The sequence below is a fragment of the Providencia sp. PROV122 genome (assembly GCF_028482365.1).
GTDB classification, from domain to species: Bacteria; Pseudomonadota; Gammaproteobacteria; order Enterobacterales; family Enterobacteriaceae; genus Providencia; species Providencia stuartii.
Window position 1 is genome coordinate 248,670 of sequence record NZ_JAMPQI010000001.1, and the last position, 21,316, is coordinate 269,985.

Consider the following 21,316-nt stretch of genomic DNA (forward strand, 5'->3'; position numbering starts at 1 on the left):
TTTAATAAGCAGCTGTAAATTGTTTGCGAATAAATTGCGGCTTTTCTGCTTCATCAAGAATGGCAACCGCAAGATCTTCAACTGAAATTTTGGCAGGAACGTTACCGTTCATCAATAATTGGTTGCCTGCAAGCCGAAATGTTTGTGTGCGCTCACCTGATTCTAACACCGCGGCAGGAGAGACAAATGTCCAATCTAGCTCGGGGGTGTTTTGCAGTTGTTGTTTGAACTCTCTGACCGCTTGCGCTCCCGGTTTGATTTCGGCAGGGAAGTCAGGAGAATCGATTAATTCTACTCCAGGAGCGATTTCAAGACTCCCAGCACCCCCTACGACAATAAAGCGTTTAACGCCAGACTGTTTGACGGCCTGTAAAATAGCCTGATTGCCTGTCACTGTATCTTGATATAGGTTTGGGTTTTGCCAGCCGCCATTAAAAGCACTGATTACAATATCCTGCCCTTTAAGGCGTGCTGTTAGCCAAGCAATATCAGTAACATCCCCTGAAGCGGTGACTAAATGAGCATGTTGCTGTAGTTGGTTACTATGGCGAGAAATGGCTGTCACTTGATGTTGGCGAAATAAGGCTTCATTCACGAGAACCTTGCCGACGAAACCCGTCGCTCCAATAATCGATATTTTCATCATTTTCCCCGCAAGTTATTAATAACATTAAGCTATAGTTAAATTTTATAGCTGCAATTGGATCAGATTTCCTACATCGCTCTATTTGAGTATATCTCAATGTGGAGAAGTATAGTGGTATTCCCTTAACCATTTACTGAACATTACGCGCAGTTTTCGGGGGAAATAATGGAAACGCCCTGAACACTCAGGGCATCTTAGCTAGACAGGTTGTTATTTGGCATCCCTAAACAGTTTTAAGATGATACTTGTGATAATGGCAATAACGCCACCTAATGCCGTTTCCAATACCCTATCAAATAGCAGTACATAGGCAGGGTGTCGCCAATAGATGACCTGTTCAAGCACGGAAAGGATCAAACTTGTCACGATAAAGGTCATAAAAGTATAACCATGATGGAAACTCATCGGCATTAAAAAGGCAAAAACCACAATAGCGGTAAGACCAATATAAGGCATCAAAGGGGTATTGAATAAAAAATAAAGTAAAATAACCGAGAGCAAACTACCCGCAACACGTTGTAGCGTTATATGAATAATACTTTGTGATTTTGGATGTAGAACAAACACAAATGTCAGTAGCGTCCAATAAAAATGGCCGAGCTCCAACATCCGAGGGATCGCTAACGAAAGTGATAAACCAATAGCATAAGTCATCGACCGAGGAATAATGTATTTGCGTAGCGTAAATAAATTTTGTTCGACGAGGCTACCAGTAAGGATAATATGGCGATGCATCTTCTTACTTAGCAGGTAACAGGTCATTAGGGTGACGCTGCTCCCAATTAAAAAACCCAGTGCAAGGCTCTTTGATATATCCGGTAGAACCGTTCCAATGGTTGACATGATAATCATAAATTTCATCGTCAAATCCATAACGGGATCGGTTCCATAGAGTTGATAATAAATAAAAGAGAAAATAGCTAGGTAAACATAAAAGCTGGTGCCTAACCGTAAGGTATCCCCAATAAAAATGGCGAGCATGATCATGGCTAACCAAAAAGCCGTATAGAAATAGTTTTTATACTCTTTAGCGGCGTTAAAAAGGTTAAAGGCATATAGTGTTGAGAAAGCGGCCCACATAGAAGCTTGCACATCCATAATGGCGAAAGCAACTGCTGCACTTAATAGCATACAGCCACTAAACATAAGACCGTCATTAATCGCTGGTATTTTCCTCATAAAAAGATGCTCACAAATTGCAGTGTAAGTTATTATTTATTAAAGTAAATTTATAATATCATAAATATCAGCCAAAGGTCTGTACTCAATCAATTAGAATGAAAATAGACACAAAATGCCAAATTCCATCTAACGGTATTTTTTGCCATCTAAAAATTGCATAATAATCTAAGAGCATGTCATTAGAATTAAAATAAGGAATCTGTAATGCAAGTGAATCCCCATGATTTTGTCTGGATCAGCAGCCTTGATGATTTACCCGTGGAATCACTGCCGGAATGGGTTATTTCTCAATGGAATAAGCAATTGCCATTGGTCGTGCGCCGAGAAGCAACGGATGAAAATAAACTTTCAGTGGGTATTCGAGGGATCAAACCGGGACAGCGTGTTATTACTCAAATAGATAAGTCAGCAATTACTCATATTATGAATGTAGAGTCTCTCGTTTCTAACTCACGAGAATTACAGCGCTCTATGTTTATCGCATTACCGCCAGTACAAGTATTATTATTACTTTCACAGCATAATTGGCCATGGAAATGGGCGGTGACAGGGAGCTGTGCCTATACATTAGTGACCGATATTCAAAGTATGCTCGCAGATTGTGATTTGGATGTTTTGATCCGTTGCCCTACGCGCCACAAAAAAGAAGACTTTGCGGAGTTTGCCATTAAAGCGAATACGCCTTTATGCCGCATTGATATACATGTTGAGACACCAAAAGGTGGTTTCTCTTTGGCAGAATGGTTTAAAAACGAAAAAGTTACGCTTCATACGCCGAATGGCGATGTCATGACAGCAGATCCATGGGATGAAAACCTGTAATTGATGGTGTTACAACCGATATTTGCGGGCGATTTAGCCATATTGAACAAAAATTAGTTTTGATGCTCGTACAGATGATTTTTTTATAAACAATCGGTTAAGTTGGGCTGCAAACAGCCCAATCGTATTAGATATGTTCAACGCTTGGCTCTTCAAGCCCTGCTCGATACCATTCCTGCATTGCCGGTAACGCTAGCATGCGGTCAACCCATTGTTGAGCGGCATTACTCATAGGCAGTTGATAACTACGGATCCTAAAGGCGACAGGGGCGTAAAAAGCATCCACCGCCGTAAATTGATTTCCTGCTAGCCATGATCCACCAAAGGTCGTAAAGCCTTCTTGCCATAACTGTTGAAGCCGATTAAGGTCGGCTTGTAATTCTCGAGAAAGTTTTTCTAATGGAGCTTGGTGAGTCAGATTCATCGGGCATGTTTGGCGAAGCGCCGTGAATCCAGAGTGCATTTCTGCACTAGCGCAGCGAGCCCATGCACGTGCTTGTTTATCAGCAGGCCATACTTGAGGGAACGCTTCATAGAGATACTCACAAATCGCCAGCGAATCCCAGATCGTTTGCTTCCCATCGACTAAGCAAGGAACAAGACCAGTGGGCGAGAAATTTTTAAACTTATCGTGGCTACTTTTCCCTCTACCAGTTTCAAAATAACAGAGGTTTTCATCGAAAGGGATACCGAGCGTTTTGAGCAAAACCCAAGGGCGTAGTGACCACGAAGAGTAATTTTTATTAGCAATCCAAAGTTTGTACATAGTATGACCACCCTATATCGGTAGAATAATGAGAGGGAAGATAGTGGCTAACAAGCCCATTTAATTTAAGTGTTTTATGGACAATGACAACGATTTATTAGACAGAATACAAAATTAGGTTATATTTTTTTTATATAAGTTATAACGAAAATTATAGTTGCAATAAGAGTAATAAAAATAAATGGTTTCTTTTATTTACATAAACTGAAGATAATTTTATTTACATTAAATGATTGGCACTAGACAAATTGAAATTTATTGAAAAAACGATAATGTTGATAGTATTTGAATATGTTCAACAAAATATTTGTTTAAGTTAGGGATAGGAATAATTTAAAAATCCCCTTATGATTACGGCAGGTTATTAAAACAAATGATTACCTTTTAATTTATAAGGCTATTTATCATGCAATGGAAAAATAGTGCCACTCGTTATGGGCATATATCACTGCTCATACATTGGTTAGTTGCGATTGTTGTATATGGAATGTTCGCACTGGGTTTATGGATGGTGACCCTTGGTTACTATGATAGTTGGTATCATCAAGCACCCGAAATTCATAAAAGTATAGGTATTTTATTATTTATTGTTATGGCATTTCGTGTGATTTGGCGGTTTATTTCTCCGTCACCTAAACCGCTTGAGAGTTATAGTCGTTTAACCAAAATAAGTTCAGCGATCGCACAAATATTAATTTATGTGATTTTATTTAGTATTTTGATCAGTGGTTATTTAATCTCAACTGCTGATGGCCAACCCATTAGTGTTTTTGGTTGGTTTGAAGTACCCGCTTTATTTACTGGTGCAGCAACACAAGCAGATACAGCAGGGGATATTCATCTTTATCTTGCTTGGGCAGTTGTTTTGCTATCACTTTTACATGCCTTTGCAGCATTTAAACATCACTTCTTTGATGGTGATATTACTTTAAAAAGAATGTTGGGTTTTAATCCCGATAAATAAACGTGGAGAAAGATATGTTTAAGAAAACGGTTCTTGGTCTGGCAACTGGAGCATTATTTTTAACAGCAGGTTCTGCATTAGCTGAAACCTATAAATTTGATAAGCAAGGTCAACACGCATTTATCGAATTCCGTATCCAACATTTGGGTTATAGCTGGGTTTATGGCAGCTTTAAAGACTTTGATGGTAGCTTTACCTACGATGCAAAAGATCCTGCAAAAGACAAAGTCGAGGTGACAATTAAAACGGGTAGCATCGATACTAACCATGCTGAACGTGATAAGCACCTACGTAGTGGCGATTTCTTGAATGCGGCGAAGTACCCAGAAGCGAAATTTGTCTCTACTGACGTGAAAAAAGAGGGTGAAAATTACAAAATTACAGGTGATTTCACACTCAATGGTGTCACTAAACCTATCACTTTAGATGCTAAATTGATGGGTGAAGGTAAAGACCCTTGGGGTGGATACCGTGCTGGTTTTGAAGCACAAGGGAATATTAAACTGAAAGATTTTAACATCAAATCAGACTTAGGTCCTAAATCTCAAGAAGTTGAGTTGTTAATTTCAGTTGAAGGCGTGCAAGAGAAGTAATGATTCTTTAGCCTAAAATGCCCTCAATGCGACCCGCGCATTGGGGGCAATATATTTGGATTTTTAATTTCCTTTTTTCCTATAGCTTAATGACTTTGTAACAGGGTAGAATACATTAAAAATCAAATGGCTTGATCGTAAGTGCTTATTTAGGATAAGTCAGTTGAGGCGATTTATTAGTCAGGCATTGTTATAAAGGTATAGGCTCTTGGAGACAAATAATTCACGTAAAACAGCACTGATTGTTGTTGTTATTTTTATCGCGTTTGCACTCGGTTTTTATTGGTTGGGCAAAGATAACAATACATTATCAACACAAGCAGAGGCTGAAGTTCAATCAAGCTCTTTAGAGGCACCATTAAGCGTTGCTCAGATAGAGGCATTATCTGATATCGAAAAAGATATGCCGGTTATTAAAACGATAAAAAAAATCAATCCTGATGTTTATCAAGCCATAGAAAATATTGTTCGTGATTACGATCCTTCTAATGAACTACTGAGCCGACATATGTTTGATCAGATAGTGGGTAGTGTCATGAAGCTCGTGACTGAACGTATCCCTTATGCTTCGGATGAATCCATCATTAATTTTACCAGCAAAGTGAACGATTATTTAAATGTGCTGTTGGAAGCAGACCCGTCAGGAAAAACCTGTTTCTATTCACTGTTCCCATATTTGCGTGATTCAGCGGCGATTATGCCACCACAAAAAAGTCATTCGGTCCTCCTTAAACAATTAGAGGCAACCAATGAATTACTGATTTCCAGTGAAGCTGGCGTTAAACAGCCGACATTGTCGAATGAAGAAAAAAACACAATTCTGACGAATATTCAGGCTAAATTAACTGCAAAATATGGTAAGAAAACCTCATTACTAGGGGATTTAGAAAAAGCTAAGCAGCAACCGGCCGTCACTTGCCGTATTACAATGAGTTTTTACGATCACATTTTGGCGATGCCAGATAGCCAGAAAAAAGCGGCCTTTTTACGCTCTCTATTCGCTGGCACGAATCAATAATCAGTGACGCAATATCCCATCTTAAAATGATGGGATATTGCTTCATCATGTTATTTCCCTGCCAAATATGACGGTTTAATAGACAAAGTCGAATATATCCTCACATTAATGAATGTATTTTTTGAAGCTAAATAGCCTTTAATTGTTATTGAATGTTTCAAAAGGTTGATTCGTCCTGTGCATAGCTCATAATTCTTCTATACTTTTATCATCAAATTATATTTTCAATTTTATGATGAATATGAACATGTTAATTGAGCCAAGTTGATACATTTTATTTATTCAGTCCATCACTGTTTGACGATGTGTAAAGTCTATTGGCGGTAACTCTTTGTTTCTAGGAGGTCAGATGTCGTTTGTTAAGAAAAGCATGGTTGCACTACTCACCGCGGCCGCAGTTTATGTTCCCTCAGTTGTCACTCAAGCATGTACGCGCGTCGTGTATTTAGGTGAAGATCAGCAAACCATGACCGCGAGAACGATGGACTGGAAATATGATATTGGGACTAATTTATGGATATTTCCGCGAGGAATGAAGAGAGAGGGTATCGCTGGGCCTAACTCCCTAAAATGGACGTCAAAATATGGTAGTGTGATTGCATCAGGCTATGATATTTCAACGACCGATGGGGTGAATGAAAAAGGTTTAGTGGCTAATTTATTATGGCTTGCAGAATCACAATACCCACCAGCGAATGATAAGCAGCCAGCGCTCTCTATCTCATTGTGGGCCCAATATATGCTTGATAACTTTGCAACGGTGGCTGAAGCAGTAGAAGCATTAGAGAAAACACCGTTATTGGTTATGACCGATAACGTACCCGGGCAAGACCGTTTAGCCACTTTGCATTTATCATTGTCAGATGCGAGTGGTGATAGTGCGATTGTTGAATACATTAATGGTAAGCAAGTTATCCACCACAGTCGCCAATATCAAGTCATGACAAATTCACCTATTTATGAAAAGCAATTAGCTATGCAAGAATATTGGCAAGGAATAGGTGGTACGGTTATGTTGCCGGGCACAAACCGCTCAGCGGATCGGTTTGCACGTGCACAATTTTATATTAATGCTATCCCACAACAGACAACACCAAATAAAGCCGTTGCCAGTGTGTTCGGCGTTATTCGTAATGTGTCTGTTCCTTATGGATTAACCACAGAAAACTCACCTGAAATTTCCTCGACTCGCTGGCGGACTCTAGTTGATCATAAACGTCAACTCTATTTCTTCGAATCCGCTCTAACCCCAAATATCTTTTGGACTAACCTTAAGAAGATTGATTTCTCTGCTGAAACGGGCAAGGTGAAAAAACTGACCCTCGGTGCTGAGCAGAGTCATATTTTTTCTGGCGATGCGACCAATGAGTATGTAGAGAGTGAGCCTTTTGAGTTTTTAGGTTTATCAGCAAAACAACTGGGTTATTAATCTTCCGCTATCAACCTTCTGGTTTTCCAGAAGGTTGATTCTGATCAAGCTACCAAACATCATCTTATGAAACCTTTGCAGGTCGATTAATAAAGTTATAAGATGTATTTAATATGCAACTTAAAGGTGATGATATGAGCGAGTTAGTTTGTTATAAGACTATGCCTGTGTGGGATAAAGCCTCTCTTCCTCTGATGTTTCAAGAGCGCCATAACACGAAAGAAGATACCTATGCACAACTTCGAGTACTAAAAGGAACACTCGATTTTGTTATTTTTTCAGAAGACGGTAGCGAGCAAAAATTTACATTTGATATTAATAACCAACCACCGATTATTGAGCCTCAAGTTTGGCATCGAATTTCGGATTGCAGCGATGATATGCAGTGCCAACTCTCCTTTTTATGTCATCCCGATATCAAATTCTATAAAGAATATGGCTTAACTATCCCACATTCGGAAGTGAGATTTTTGTGTGAAAATAACCTGTCTCAGCCATGTAAAACGTTAGATTTAGGATCAGGACGTGGACGCAATAGCTTCTATCTTGCATTGCAAGGTTATGACGTGACAGCGGTAGATATTAACCCACAACATATTCAGGCCATTGAATTTGTCAAAAAACAAGCTGGTATAGAAAATATTAAAACTGCGATTTATGATATTAATAGCCATCAAATCAAAGACGATTATGATTTAATCATCTCTACCGTTGTATTAATGTTTTTGCAGCGTGAACGTATTGCGGATGTTATTGCTAACATGCAAGCACACACATTACCGGGTGGTATTAATGTGATCGTATGTGCTGCTGAAACGCCAGATGCTCCTTTAGATTTGATCCCATTCAAATGCTTCCTCAAAGCAGGGGAGTTGCATGAATATTACAAAGACTGGGAGATTTTAAAATATAATGAAAATCCTGGTCATCTGCATAGAACGGATGCGCAAGGTAACCGTATAAAACTTAATTTCGCGACATTAATTGCCAAAAAGCGGTAGTGTTTGATTAGGTTAAGACAATTGCGGGATGCGTAAAACATCCCGCTGGTTGATTAAGCTTAGCTCGCCGCTTTGGTTTGCTCTGCTGATTTTTCTTGCGCACTTCTTTGCAATGTTCTTTCTAATAAAACCGAGTAAAGTGGTCTACCACCTAAAAATTGCGCTACCATGGTCGCGCCTAGACAGGTAATAATCATAGGTAAAATAAGTTGGTAGTTACTGGTCATTTCGAGTACTAACACTAACCCCGTTAGCGGCGCTCTGACTGTCGCGGCAAATAAAGCGCCCATACCCGCAATAGCAAAAGTGCCCACTTCAATGTGGTAATCCGGAAAAAGCTCTAACACGCAGTAACCGTAAATGCCCCCGAAAAGCGTACCTAAAGCGAGTAGTGGAGAGAAAATACCACCGGGGGCACCAGAGCTAAAGCTGATAGTGGATGTGAGGAAGCGTAGGGCAAAAAACAGTATTAAGACCGATACAGTAAAACTTCCTGCTACCATTTGGTGGATCACAGAAAAACCGCCTCCAACAACTTCAGGAGTATAAACACCAATAGCACCACAGCATCCACCGATTAGGCCTCCCATTAATACAAAACGAGAAACTTTATTTTGATAAAATGCGAGGAATTTCGTTTGTAGATAAAGCAAAAAGCGGTTAAAGCAAATACCAATCACCCCAAATAGCATTCCTAAAATTAAATAAAGCCATAATGTATTTAAGGGAGCAGATGAAAATTGTCCAATATTTAAGATGGCGGCTTGACCACTGATTAATTGGTAGACAATGGTAGAGGTAATTGAACCAATAAACACTGCTTTTATGGATATTAAGCTATATTTAAACTGTGGACGCATCTCTTCAATAATAAATAAGATACCTGCCAGTGGGGCATTGAACGCCGTTGATAGCCCCGCTGCTGCACCCGCAGCTAATAACGTATGACGTGATTCATTATCTTTAATACGAAAAATATCATAAAACATTTGGCTGATATTGGCGCCGAGCTGTACTGTTGGGCCTTCGCGGCCTAGCACCATTCCAGAGCCTAATGCACCTAATCCACCAAAAAATTTAACGGGGATAACGCGCCACCATCGTACAGGGCGTAGGTCTTGTAATGCGCCTTCAATTTCAGGTATCCCTGATCCCCCTGACTCTGGTGAGATTTTCTTGACGAGATAATAGCCTATCATCGCTAATATTGCAGATACTGCAAACATAGCAGGAATAAGTAGCCATTTGTCGGTAATAAGTTCATTAACAGAACTGCTTCGATAGTTGCTCACCCATGTTGTGCCTAGTTCAAATAAGGTTCCCACCAAGCCAACAAATGCACCAATGACCGCGGATAAAAGCAATATGCCAAATGGGGTCTTATTAGATTCTTTTAATCGTCTGAGTATTCCGAAACGATATTTCATTGCGGATTGACTCATTGAACTTTGTTCAGACATCTTTTTATGACTCTCTATTAGTGATGTATAGCAACTTATTGTAATTTTAGTATGACAAGCAGTATGTCAAACCATACCACAATTTTATTGTCAGGTATTTTATTTAATAAACAAAGCAAATAAAACGTAAGGCTTTACTTTTTTTAATTATTGGAATATGACATTATTTAATTAAAGTGAAATTAATAAGTCATAAATGTGTAATCATTTATAATATCTGTATAAAGTAAGCTAGTTTAAGTAAATAATAAGGGATATGCGCTAAAGTTTATTAGATTTGTTAATAAAATAATCGGTAAGTTAATATTTAAGTCGGTGAATGACAGGACGTTTGGGGATAATTGCGTATGATGGAATTCACCCCACTATGAAAACCATAATGGGGGTGAATTACTTAAATAGATTTAAAATTGGTAAATTAAACCTAAGCCAAGCACATTGTCTGTATTGATACCATAGTCATCGGTGAATTGGTTATCTTTTAATAAATTGATTTTGTAATCAATGACAGCGGCCATATTCTTGTTGAAATCGTAGGATGCACCAACCGCAATATACTTCACTAAGTCTTTATTGCCATAATTACCTAGGTTTTTACCTTTAGATTGGTTATAGCCAATGGAGGGGGTCAGGCCAAAATCGAACGAATACAATGCAACTAGTTCAAGATTTTCTGTTTTGTTGGCAATCGCCTCAGCGTCATCGTCGCCAAATCGGGTTGTGTTGAGTGTTTGCCCATACATCGCGGCTAAATATAACTCATCAAGTTCTAATTTACTGCCAACGTTCCAAGCTTCGGCGCGTTTTCCTGTTGCTCCCGTTTTAATATTATTCTGGCTTGGCGTACGCGATGAATTTGAATAACCGCCACCAATTGAGAGACCCCAACCTAATTCATAAGCGGTAGAAAAACCGTAGCCATCACCATTGTTATCTAATGCGCTTGAGCCGGTTGATTTATTTTGATCGCCATTTTTACCTTGGTACTGTAGAGCGAAGCTTAAACCATCAATATAACCAAAACCATTGTTATTACGATAAGTTAGTAAATTGCGGTTACGGCCCATCATGAAGGTATCTTCTTGATCCATGGTATCAGCACCCCAAAGTGGCAATACGTCTGTCCAAGCGTTGGTATCATAAATCACACCATAATTACGACCGTAATCAAGTGAGCCGTAGTCTGCAAATTTTAATCCAGCGTACGCTAAACGATTTTGGTTATCATTACTGGTTTCCGCTTTATTGGTCGACGTTTCCCACTCAAAACGACCAAAACCAATTAACTGATCTGTAATTTGTGTGTCACCTTTAAACCCTAAACGGACTCGTGAATCATCCCCATCTTCCCCGCTTTTTGCATCGGCAAAATAGTGGCGAACATCAATTTGACCGTAAACATCCAGTTTATTGCCATCTTTGTTATAAACCTCAGCAGCATTGGTAACACCCGCCGCGAATAATGAGCAGATAGTCACTGCAAGAATAGTCTTTTTCTTCATAAAAAATCCTTTAAGCCATTTACTAACTAAGTGAAATCTTTTTGTACCTAACAAATTAAGCGCAGGTATTATCAAGTTAACAAATCAAATTTAGCAAGTACTAATTCGAGCAAAAATGAAACTATTTATCTTAAGGATACTGTCATAAGGCTAATTTAGCAAGTACTAATTCGAGCAAAAATGAAACTATTTATCTTAAGGATACTGTCATAAGGCTAATTTTCCTTATTTTATTAGTGAGATAGATGCAAATAGTTCTCATTTACTAAAAACATTAATATAGATCAATAAAGCATCAGATAAGCTTTAAATCCGCTTTCTTATTATCGAAAAAGGTTTAACCTTAATGTTGTATTAAAAATGCAACTTATGAGGCAATGAACATGTACTGTGTGCAATGTGAACAAACAATTAGAACTCCAGCTGGCAATGGCTGTGCATACGCGCAGGGTATGTGCGGTAAAACGGCGGAAACGTCTGACCTGCAAGATTTATTAGTGGCTGTACTACAAAGTCTGTCGGCGAGTGCAGTTACGGCCCGTGAATTGGGAATTATTGACCACGATGTCGATAGCTTTGCTCCTCGAGCTTTTTTCTCAACACTGACAAACGTTAACTTTGATTCAGAGCGTATTATTGGCTATGCACGTGAAGCGATTTATCTGCGTGATAAATTAATCAAGCAATGCCAAGCTAAAAATAGTGCCATTGTGTTTAATCACCCCCTGATTAATATCCAATTAAATGGCAACGATATTGCGACCTTGCAAAAACAAGCCGAAGCGTTCGCACTTGATATTGATAAAGCACAAGTGGGTGATGATATTCATGGCTTACGCATGCTTTGCTTATATGGGCTAAAAGGTGCTGCCGCTTATATGGAGCATGCTCATGTATTGGGCCAATATGATAATGAGATTTATCGTCAATATCATCAAATCATGGCGTGGCTCGGTACGTTACCAGCAGATATGAATGAACTGCTTGATAACGCGATGGCGATTGGCCAAATGAATTTCAAAGTCATGGAAATTCTAGATGCAGGTGAAACAGGGGAGTTTGGTCACCCTGTGCCAACAGAGGTCAATGTTCGCCCTGTTGCTGGTAAATGTATACTTATTTCAGGTCATGATCTGAAAGATTTGAAAATGTTGTTAGAACAAACGGAAGGAACGGGGATTAATATTTATACTCACGGTGAGATGTTACCTGCTCACGGTTACCCTGAACTTAAAAAATATTCACACCTTGTTGGTAACTATGGTAGTGGTTGGCAAAATCAGCAAACGGAATTCGCGAAATTCCCGGGTCCTGTGCTGATGACATCAAACTGTATTATCGACCCTGATGTCGGTCAGTATAAAGAGCGTATTTGGACTCGCAGTATCGTGGGCTGGCCTGGAGCGAAACATTTAACGGGAGATGATTTTTCTGAAATGATCAATCAAGCTCTATCAATGAATGGCTTCCCATATACAGAAATTGAACACAAAATTACGGTTGGTTTTGGTCGTCAAACATTATTGAGTGCCGCTGATACCGTAATTGATTTAGTTTCACAGAAAAAATTACGTCACGTATTTTTAGTAGGGGGTTGTGATGGTAGCCGTGGTGAGCGTAGTTATTATACGGATTTCGCTCGCAGTGTACCGGAAGACTGCTTAATTCTCACGTTGGCATGCGGTAAATATCGTTTCAATAAATTAGACTTTGGTACATTGGAAGGCTTGCCTCGTCTACTAGATGTGGGTCAGTGTAATGATGCTTATTCAGCAATCATGCTTGCAGTGAACTTAGCCGAAAAATTAGGTTGTGGCGTTAATGATTTACCATTGAGCTTGATTCTGTCTTGGTTTGAACAAAAAGCGATTGTTATTTTACTGACGCTGTTGTCGCTGGGCGTTAAAAATATTTATACCGGCCCAACAGCACCTGGTTTCTTAACTGAAAACTTATTAAATGTGCTGAACGAAAAATTTGGTATGCGTAGCATTACAACAGTTGAACAAGATCTAGCTGAAATTCTGCCTGCTTAATATTAAGAGTGAAGGGGGGATATTTCCCCCCAATTGGAGTGATAGGATGACAATGCCGAGTAGTTTATGTCCAAATAGAATGCAAATACATTCTATTCATCAAGAAACCTCCGATGTATGGACGATTAATTTAATCAATCACGACTTTTATACATATTCACCCGGTCAATATGCACTTGTTAGTATTAAAAACAGCGATGAAATCATGAGAGCTTATACGATTTCATCGACACCTGGGCAAAGCCGTTTTATCACGATTACGGTAAGACGCTTAGAACAAGGCACAGGATCATGCTGGTTAACGGGGGCAGTAAAACCCGGTGATTATCTCTGGCTTTCTGACGCTCAGGGGGAGTTTACCTGTGCAGAGCTCAATAGTAACCAATATCTGATGTTAGCCGCTGGCTGTGGTGTGACGCCAATTATGTCGATGGTGCGTTGGTTGATGGCTAATCGGCCTCAGGCGGATGTCAAAGTTTTGTTTAACGTGCGTGATAACCAACAAGTCATTTTTGCGGATGAATGGGATCAGTTGATTGAGCGATATTCATCTCGATTACAACTGTGCATTATGGCGGAAACGCCAGATAATGGTGGCGTCGCAGAAGGGCGATTAACCCTTGAGAAACTTTCTGCCTTGGTGCCGGATATTAGCGCTAGAGTGGTCATGACTTGTGGGCCTACACCTTATATGAAGAATGCTCAGCAATTCGCTAAAAGCCTAGGTGTACCTGCTGATCATTTCTTTATGGAACGTTTTTCGCTAGAGCCGGAGCCGGTTGAAAGTGAAGACGTAGTGACATTAAAAATACGCCACCGTTTGGTCGATTTTAAAGTCCCTGTCGGAACGTCGTTGATGTCGGCTTTAGAACAAAATAAACAGCCAGTCATTGCGGCTTGCCGTGCTGGTGTTTGTGGTAGCTGTAAAACAAAAGTACTCTCAGGCAATTATACGACGAGCAGTACCATGACATTGACAGAAGAAGAGATTGCGGCCGGTTATGTCTTGGCTTGTAGCTGCCAATTACAAGGTGATACAGAAATAGCGTAAGTGACCTCATCAATGAACTGTCTCATTATAGTGGCTAAGTAATGAGACAGTGACCTATGTATTATTTATTAAACAAAAATACGTAATTGGTTGTAAGTTATTATATAATAAAAGGTAACTGAATATCGATATAACACATTAAACGAGTTTATTTAAGTGTATATCCTTCAGGTATAAAATAAACGGATAATTTACTTAATGTGTTGATAGCTGATACTGCAATCTCTTTATTTGGATCTTGGCAAAGATTGATAATACGAACAATAGCTTCTTGGTGTTCAATAGTTGCTTTATAATCTCCTAACGCTGATATAGCGGCGATTTTTATCTCATCATTCACTCGAAATGTTAGATTTGTCAGCATACCGACAATGGTTCTGTCCATAATTAAAACTTCACTCTTTAATTAACCTTGCGGTATTTTAAAATAAAAATAAATATATTAACCACTAAATTAATATGTGATTATGTATTTTTATTTTGAAATACTAATAAGCTGAGACTTTTTTCGAATTAAATAATGCATTAAGTGCATTCTCTTATTGAGACGTTTTTTATGATGGTTGATTAAAATCAAATAAGATGTGACAGAAATAAAATAATTTACCTGTTTGGCGGGTTTGTTTTATATAGTATAGATTATTCAAAAAATTATAATAATGCAAATTAATATATTCAATATTATTCTTTTATCTTAGGATGAAAGATAAAATAAATTAGATAAAATCAAGTAATTTTCCTTTTTTGTCATTGCGTTATAAATTTATTAATCGAGTAACTACGTTTTTTATTCACGTGTAAAAAATAAGTCAAAAGCAGCGTATTTTGAACAGTGAATAAAATATTAATACATGCTTGGTTACATTTAGTAACGCGACGAATTGTTGTCATACATCAACTTAAACAAAACCTAAACAAGATAATCAACATGTGTTATTAACGCTATTTTCGGGGTGGTAATTAATAATCTTATGGTTATAATTCGCGTCGCATCAAAAGTGCAGTATCTCGTTAGGCGAGGCTCCTATACAAACACAGGTTACTGATCTGACGACGTCGAGAGACGCCCAAGATCAGGACAGGATATATCGAACGAAGGTATATCCCCATGTAACTTCCAATGTAAGTTGGATACGTTGTATAGTGCTAAAACCGAGACGTAGAGATAGCCACCGCATTCTCTCATCTGGTTTCGCCCCTATGTGAGTACTGTTTGAGTAAACAACAGTAACTAGGGACTAAAAAAATGACTTTCACTACCCAGAACAAAGCGGGATCTGTAGCAATTGCTCAGTCCGCAATGAAAGGCGCACGCCTGAATAACAACAACACTCAGCAACCAAAAATTGATGACGCAACTGTCAGCGCATATATGAGCCAATCTTATTTGCCTGTTTCTATTGCAGATTCTGTTGCTTGCGTGAAAAAGAATTTGATCGAACACTTAGACGGTGAGCAGATCCCAACGTATTTATTTGTTGTTGATCAGGAAAATTATTTAAATGGTATTCTTTCAGTCAAATCGCTATTAGCGGCGGATGAAGGGTTGCTTGTATCCGATATTATGAGACACAACTACTTTTCAGTGGCGCCTGATCAATCACGTCATGATGTTTATGATCTGATCAACCATAGTGGTTTGGATATGATACCCGTTGTTCAATTTGGCAAATTGATGGGGGTATTACGTCCTCAAGATATTGCTGAATTAATTGAAGATGAGAATACGTTAGACGCACAACTTCAAGGGGCGACTACACCACTTGAAGAGCCTTATTTAGCAACCAGTCCTATTACGTTATGGCGTAAACGTGTCGTATGGCTATTAATGCTATTTGTTGCGGAAGCGTATACCGGTACAGTATTAAAAGCCTTTGAAGAGCAATTAGAAGCTGCGATTTCTCTGGCCTTCTTTATTCCATTATTAATTGGAACGGGCGGGAACAGTGGAACGCAAATCACTTCAACCCTTGTCAGGGCGATGGCGCTAGGGGAAGTGAGCCTACGTAATTTGGGCGCGGTATTGAAAAAAGAAGTATCAACCTCTTTCTTAGTGGCCGTGACTATTGGTGCAGCTGCTTTGATTAGGGCATGGATACTGGGTGTGGGTGCTGAAGTGACGATTGTAGTAAGTCTAACTATTGTTGCTATCACCATGTGGAGTGCAATTGTTTCTTCGATTATCCCAATGGTATTGAAGAAATTAAAAGTTGACCCCGCAGTAGTATCTGCGCCGTTTATTGCAACCTTCATTGATGGAACGGGTCTAATTATTTACTTCGAAATTGCCAAATTGGTAATGACGGAGTTCGCCTAAAGACACACCATCGACTTGATGCGGCAGTGTTATTCAACATCTGCCGCATTCACCCACTCATTCTGTTTTAAAACCTCCCCACATTTTCGGCACAAATACTGATACTCCCCTCTGACAATTTTATTATGCCTTCTAATGGTTAATTCGTGCGTTGTGGAACATGCACAATGGTAGGTAAAAGTGCGACTTTTGACGGACGTGACTTCAAAGCGATGTGTACGTTTTGCGGGAACGTCTAAAACGTGTTCCATCATCCACTTCCACTCTTTGCCATGGGGAGCAATACCTTTACGGCCAAAGACTTGATACACTAATAGATGAGCCAACTCATGAGGGATCACCTCATTAATGAAGCTATCACCATTTTCAATCAGTAAGACAGCATTTAAACGAATTTCCCACTCTTTTAAGTAGGCACTCCCTGCTGTTGTTCCTCGCTGCTTATAGTTAAGTGTTGGTTCTGGAAAGATTTGTTCCAGCTTTTGTTGGGCTAAATTCAGTTTTGCCCTCAGCATGCGCATGGCTTTTTGTTGAAGATAAATGGGGATTCGAACGGTTTTCATATAACTAAGCATAATATAAGCCGATATGAGGAAACAAGCATTATTGGCTATCATTATATAAAAATATATATTATATTTTATTATAATGTATTTATTGGGAGGATTTATGAGCGAGGACTCTACAAACCAATTGCTTTTGGCGATGAAGCAGGCTGCAACACAAACGTCATCATTGCTGAAAACATTAGGTAATCCGGATCGATTACTTCTGTTATGCCAGTTAACGCAAGGTGAGGCGTGTGTGAGCGATCTTGAAACGTCGCTGGGCATACAGCAACCAACCCTTTCTCAACAACTAACGGTATTGCGTCATGAAGGGCTCGTGACGACACGTCGTGAAGGTAAACGAATTTATTATGCGATTGCCGATGAAAAGCTCTTCACGTTACTGAATACACTTTACCAACTTTATTGTCCGGTTCAGGAGAAATAATGATGTCTATTGATTGGGCTAATTTTACCCCTTGGTCAGCTGCGATGGGAGGCTTATTAATTGGCGCGGCAGTTTCCCTATTACTTCTTTTTAATGGCAGAATTGCTGGTATCAGCGGTATTTTAAGTGGCGTTTTAAAACCGATTGCAGGGGATACCGCTTGGAAGGTGGCATTTGTGCTCGGGATTATGGCGGCTCCTGCTTTATTTACGCTCTTTTTCTTTTCACCGGAAGTGTCGATCACGACGAGCACCCCTATCCTTATCCTCGCCGGTTTATTCGTCGGCTTTGGTACGCGATTAGGGAGTGGCTGTACAAGTGGTCACGGAATTTGTGGTATGGCGAGGTTTTCTCGGCGTTCGATAGTTGCGGTTATCACTTTTATGTTAGTGGCATTTGCGACGGTAGCGGTTATAAATTTATTGGGATTAAGAGGATAAAGTTATGCCAGTTATTATCGCATTAATCTCAGGTTTATTATTTGGCTTGGGGCTATTATTAGCGGGGATGGGAAATCCGGCTAAAATTCTTAGCTTCTTAAATATTACGGGTAATTGGGATCCTTCTTTATTAGTCACTATGGCAGTGGCGATGGTGATCAGTGCAATTGCATTTGCCTTCGCCAAAAAACGTCAAGCTAGCGTATTAAAATGCCCTATGCAGATCCCGACCAATCAAAAAATTGATAAGCCTCTAGTGATAGGGAGTGTGTTATTTGGACTTGGCTGGGGATTAGCCGGTATTTGTCCTGGGCCTGCATTGCTATTAACGGGGATGGGGTTAACACAAGGGATCATTTTTACATTAGCCATGATTGCGGGCATGTCCGTTTTTCAATTATTCAAAAAATAATAGCGTCAGCCCCAAATTTAAAGGGGCTGAATTTTTTATTAAAGATTAGTGATATCTATTAAATAACATTTCTGCTTTTCTATTTTCATATAAAAATATATCTATTCATATTTAAAAAAATACTTATCATGATAAATATTTAATTTAGCTCGTTGATTTATTCATAAAAAACGCTTTTAAACTGATAATAATATAAATGAACCGTGTGATGGCTATTAATCGCACTGTTTAAAAAACATTTATTATAAAGTGAATAAAGAGGTGCATTATGAAAAATCAATTTAAGCATCTTATATCCTTAAGCTGTTTAGGATCGCTATTACTAGGCGTTTCTCAGTTTGCCCTAGCACATGGTTATACAACAGAGCCACCAAGTCGTGCTTATTTATGTTCGGTGCGTAATACCACTGAATTAAAAAATACGGGCTGTGGCAATCAAGTACCTTATGACCCACATAGTTTTGAAGCACCAAAAGGATTCCCTGAGGCTGGTCCGGCTGATGGAGTCATTGCCAGTGCTGCGATAGCAGCTCACTCTGAAATGGATGAACAGTCGCCGACCCGGTGGGTAAAAAGTGAGCTTAAAACGGGGAAAAATACCTTTGCTTGGTATTTAACCGTTGTGCATTCTACCGATAGCTGGCGGTATTTTATCACTAAGCCTGATTGGGACCCATCACAGCCACTCACACGCGATTCTTTTGATTTAACGCCTTTCTGTGTCAAATATGAAAATGGCGTTAGACCACCAGTCGTCACAGAAATCGAGTGTGATGTGCCGAAAGATCGCTCTGGCTATCATGTCATCCTTGCGGTGTGGGATGTTTATGATACGTCAAATGCATTCTACCAAGTTAGTGATGTCAATATCAGCGATTAATATCGAACGATTAATTGTTGAACTCAATAAAATATCCCGTATTCCTTAACACATTAAGGGGTAAAACATGTTTAGACTAAATAAGTTAATGCTAGCAGCACTTATCGGTCATTGTGCTACTCAGTTTGCATATGCAGCGTTGCCCGGAAAGCCCACAATTCAATGGATGGATAACACCTATAGCATTGTTGAAATTAACCCTAATGAGGATAAATATGAATTATTAGTGACGAGAAAAGAGGCGGCAACTTTTAATGTCTCCTGGGATTTATGGTATGGAGATTATGGAACTACGGCAAAAGTGTATTTGAATGACCAAGAGGTATGGAGTGGTCCTTCAACCAGCTCTTCAGGTCAAGCAAGCCTTTCAATATCTAAAGGCGGGAAGTATAAATTGAAGGTTGCACTATGCAATGGCGACGAATGTAATTTTAGTGATGTGGTTGAAATTACAGTCCAAGATACAGATGGAAGTCATTTTGCTCCGTTGCAAACGCAACTTTTAGAAAATAACCAAGCTTACAAGCAAGACTCAGGAAAAGTCGTTGCTGCATATTTTGTTGAATGGGGAATATATGGACGGAAATTTTCTGCCGATAAAATACCGGCACAAAATCTTACTCATATTTTGTATGCTTTTATTCCTATATGCGGCGGAAATGGAATTAATGATAGCTTAAAGCAAATTGAAGGTAGTTTTGAGTCATTGCAGAAGTCATGTACAGGTAGGGATGACTATAAAGTGACTATTCATGATCCTTGGGCTGCAATTAATGTCTCTCAAACAGGAACTTCATTGTCATATAAAGGTAACTTTGGGCAGTTAATGGCAATAAAGCAAGCCTATCCCCATTTGAAAATATTACCTTCTGTTGGTGGATGGACATTATCAGATCCATTTTATGCAATGAAGGATAAAACCAAACGAGACAAATTTGTAACGTCTGTCAAAGAGTTTTTGTTGACATGGAAATTCTTCGATGGTGTTGATATCGATTGGGAATATCCTGGTGCAAATGGAGCCAGCACCACATTAGCGTCAGATAAAGATGGTGAAACTTATTTATTGTTGATGCAAGAGCTTCGCGCGATGTTGGATGAATTAGAGAAAGAAACCGGGCGCGAATATCAATTAACATCAGCTATTAGTGCCGCGAAAGCCAAAATAGATAAAGTCGATTTTGGTGAGGTACAAAAATCGGTTGATCACTTTTTTATGATGAGCTACGACTTTTATGGTGCATTTGATTTAAATACACTTGGCTACCAAACCGCACTTAATGCCTCCAGTTGGCGTCCAGATACGGAATATACAACGGTTAATGGGGTAAATGCTTTATTGAATCAAGGTGTTGATCCCGCGAAAATCGTGGTAGGTGCAGCGATGTATGGACGTGGATGGACAGGTGTGAATGGCTATACCAACGGTAATCCATTTACAGGGAAAGCGACAGGCCCAGTTGCAGGGACATGGGAAAATGGAGTTGTTGATTATCGCCAAATCAAAAATCAGTATATGAGCGGACAATGGGTATATAGCTATGATGAAGTCGCAGAAGCGCCCTATGTATTTAAAGCATCAACAGGGGATCTGATTACCTTTGACGATCAACGTTCAGTGCAAGCAAAAGGGAAGTATGTGTTAGAGAACAAACTTGGAGGATTATTTGCATGGGAAATTGATGCGGATAATGGAGATATTTTAAATAGCATGAATTCGAGTTTAGGTAATAGTCTTGCTAAATAAATTGATATTAATATTTATTATAGAGGGAGTCTATTTCCCTCTATAATTATCCAG

Annotated in this window: 21 protein-coding genes and 1 riboswitch; of the genes, 14 read left to right on the forward strand and 7 right to left on the reverse strand. The window is 39.2% G+C overall.

The window, feature by feature from the left end:
* Window position 1: 1 nt before the first annotated feature.
* Together PSE69_RS01095 and PSE69_RS01100 are read right to left on the reverse strand one after the other, a co-directional pair.
* Window positions 2-643: an NAD(P)-dependent oxidoreductase gene (locus PSE69_RS01095; RefSeq protein WP_014656436.1), complete on the reverse strand. Its 642-nt coding sequence runs from the start codon at window positions 641-643 to the stop codon at window positions 2-4.
* Window positions 644-856: 213 nt separating this feature from the next.
* A complete protein-coding gene (locus PSE69_RS01100) occupies window positions 857-1,825 on the reverse strand; it encodes an FUSC family protein (RefSeq protein WP_004922072.1) in 969 nt (322 codons plus the stop codon).
* A 207-nt stretch (window positions 1,826-2,032) separates the two neighbouring features.
* Between PSE69_RS01100 and PSE69_RS01105 the strand changes: the two genes are divergently transcribed.
* A complete protein-coding gene (locus PSE69_RS01105; RefSeq protein WP_004922067.1) occupies window positions 2,033-2,650 on the forward strand; it encodes a malonate decarboxylase holo-ACP synthase in 618 nt (205 codons plus the stop codon).
* 127 nt (window positions 2,651-2,777) lie between these two features.
* Here PSE69_RS01105 and PSE69_RS01110 read toward each other — a convergent pair whose 3' ends face one another.
* On the reverse strand, window positions 2,778-3,416 hold the full coding sequence (locus tag PSE69_RS01110; protein ID WP_121875137.1) for a glutathione S-transferase family protein: 639 nt from the start codon (window positions 3,414-3,416) through the stop codon (window positions 2,778-2,780).
* A 406-nt stretch (window positions 3,417-3,822) separates the two neighbouring features.
* Here PSE69_RS01110 and PSE69_RS01115 point away from each other — a divergent pair, with 406 nt between their 5' ends.
* The 5 genes from PSE69_RS01115 (at window position 3,823) to tehB (ending at window position 8,421) form a co-directional block, all read left to right on the forward strand.
* On the forward strand, window positions 3,823-4,380 hold the full coding sequence (locus tag PSE69_RS01115; protein WP_004922061.1) for a cytochrome b: 558 nt from the start codon (window positions 3,823-3,825) through the stop codon (window positions 4,378-4,380).
* Between the two features lie 14 nt (window positions 4,381-4,394).
* Window positions 4,395-4,973 carry a YceI family protein gene (locus tag PSE69_RS01120; RefSeq protein WP_014656434.1) on the forward strand — a complete coding sequence of 193 codons (579 nt, stop codon included), beginning with the start codon at window positions 4,395-4,397 and terminating at the stop codon, window positions 4,971-4,973.
* A 208-nt stretch (window positions 4,974-5,181) separates the two neighbouring features.
* Entirely contained in the window at window positions 5,182-5,991 is an 810-nt protein-coding gene (locus tag PSE69_RS01125; protein WP_004922055.1) for a hypothetical protein, read from the forward strand.
* A gap of 349 nt (window positions 5,992-6,340) precedes the next feature.
* Window positions 6,341-7,420, forward strand: a complete 1,080-nt coding sequence (locus tag PSE69_RS01130) for a linear amide C-N hydrolase (RefSeq protein WP_004922053.1) — start codon at window positions 6,341-6,343, stop codon at window positions 7,418-7,420.
* Between the two features lie 113 nt (window positions 7,421-7,533).
* Window positions 7,534-8,421 (forward strand): SAM-dependent methyltransferase TehB, encoded by an 888-nt coding sequence (gene tehB / locus PSE69_RS01135; RefSeq protein WP_004922049.1) that lies wholly within the window; start codon window positions 7,534-7,536, stop codon window positions 8,419-8,421.
* A gap of 59 nt (window positions 8,422-8,480) precedes the next feature.
* Here tehB and clcA read toward each other — a convergent pair whose 3' ends face one another.
* Together clcA and PSE69_RS01145 are read right to left on the reverse strand one after the other, a co-directional pair.
* Window positions 8,481-9,881, reverse strand: coding sequence for a H(+)/Cl(-) exchange transporter ClcA (gene clcA, locus PSE69_RS01140; RefSeq protein WP_036941215.1), 1,401 nt, complete (start codon window positions 9,879-9,881; stop codon window positions 8,481-8,483).
* A gap of 404 nt (window positions 9,882-10,285) precedes the next feature.
* Window positions 10,286-11,383: a porin gene (locus PSE69_RS01145; RefSeq protein ID WP_060560860.1), complete on the reverse strand. Its 1,098-nt coding sequence runs from the start codon at window positions 11,381-11,383 to the stop codon at window positions 10,286-10,288.
* A 383-nt stretch (window positions 11,384-11,766) separates the two neighbouring features.
* Here PSE69_RS01145 and hcp point away from each other — a divergent pair, with 383 nt between their 5' ends.
* Window positions 11,767-13,419 carry a hydroxylamine reductase gene (hcp, locus tag PSE69_RS01150; protein ID WP_121874981.1) on the forward strand — a complete coding sequence of 551 codons (1,653 nt, stop codon included), beginning with the start codon at window positions 11,767-11,769 and terminating at the stop codon, window positions 13,417-13,419.
* Between the two features lie 46 nt (window positions 13,420-13,465).
* Window positions 13,466-14,470, forward strand: a complete 1,005-nt coding sequence (gene hcr, locus PSE69_RS01155) for an NADH oxidoreductase (RefSeq protein WP_121874980.1) — start codon at window positions 13,466-13,468, stop codon at window positions 14,468-14,470.
* 148 nt (window positions 14,471-14,618) lie between these two features.
* Here the strand turns inward: hcr and PSE69_RS01160 are convergent, their stop codons facing one another.
* Window positions 14,619-14,855, reverse strand: coding sequence for a HEAT repeat domain-containing protein (locus PSE69_RS01160; protein WP_004922032.1), 237 nt, complete (start codon window positions 14,853-14,855; stop codon window positions 14,619-14,621).
* A 615-nt stretch (window positions 14,856-15,470) separates the two neighbouring features.
* A riboswitch (M-box (ykoK) riboswitch) is annotated at window positions 15,471-15,642 on the forward strand.
* 74 nt (window positions 15,643-15,716) lie between these two features.
* On the opposite strand from PSE69_RS01160, the gene PSE69_RS01165 reads away from it, so the two are divergent.
* On the forward strand, window positions 15,717-16,787 hold the full coding sequence (locus PSE69_RS01165) for a magnesium transporter (protein WP_004922030.1): 1,071 nt from the start codon (window positions 15,717-15,719) through the stop codon (window positions 16,785-16,787).
* A gap of 29 nt (window positions 16,788-16,816) precedes the next feature.
* Here the strand turns inward: PSE69_RS01165 and PSE69_RS01170 are convergent, their stop codons facing one another.
* Window positions 16,817-17,350 carry a SprT family zinc-dependent metalloprotease gene (locus PSE69_RS01170; protein WP_147441372.1) on the reverse strand — a complete coding sequence of 178 codons (534 nt, stop codon included), beginning with the start codon at window positions 17,348-17,350 and terminating at the stop codon, window positions 16,817-16,819.
* A 106-nt stretch (window positions 17,351-17,456) separates the two neighbouring features.
* Here PSE69_RS01170 and PSE69_RS01175 point away from each other — a divergent pair, with 106 nt between their 5' ends.
* The 5 genes from PSE69_RS01175 (at window position 17,457) to PSE69_RS01195 (ending at window position 21,262) form a co-directional block, all read left to right on the forward strand.
* The gene (locus tag PSE69_RS01175; RefSeq protein ID WP_040133352.1) at window positions 17,457-17,783 is read left to right on the forward strand and encodes an ArsR/SmtB family transcription factor; all 327 of its coding nucleotides are present in this window, start codon (window positions 17,457-17,459) and stop codon (window positions 17,781-17,783) included.
* A gap of 2 nt (window positions 17,784-17,785) precedes the next feature.
* Window positions 17,786-18,223, forward strand: coding sequence for a YeeE/YedE family protein (locus PSE69_RS01180; protein ID WP_169342121.1), 438 nt, complete (start codon window positions 17,786-17,788; stop codon window positions 18,221-18,223).
* Between the two features lie 4 nt (window positions 18,224-18,227).
* Entirely contained in the window at window positions 18,228-18,635 is a 408-nt protein-coding gene (locus PSE69_RS01185) for a DUF6691 family protein (protein WP_004922016.1), read from the forward strand.
* Between the two features lie 268 nt (window positions 18,636-18,903).
* Window positions 18,904-19,515 carry a lytic polysaccharide monooxygenase gene (locus PSE69_RS01190; RefSeq protein ID WP_004922007.1) on the forward strand — a complete coding sequence of 204 codons (612 nt, stop codon included), beginning with the start codon at window positions 18,904-18,906 and terminating at the stop codon, window positions 19,513-19,515.
* Window positions 19,516-19,582: 67 nt separating this feature from the next.
* Window positions 19,583-21,262 carry a glycosyl hydrolase family 18 protein gene (locus PSE69_RS01195; RefSeq protein WP_004922004.1) on the forward strand — a complete coding sequence of 560 codons (1,680 nt, stop codon included), beginning with the start codon at window positions 19,583-19,585 and terminating at the stop codon, window positions 21,260-21,262.
* Window positions 21,263-21,316: the final 54 nt, after the last annotated feature.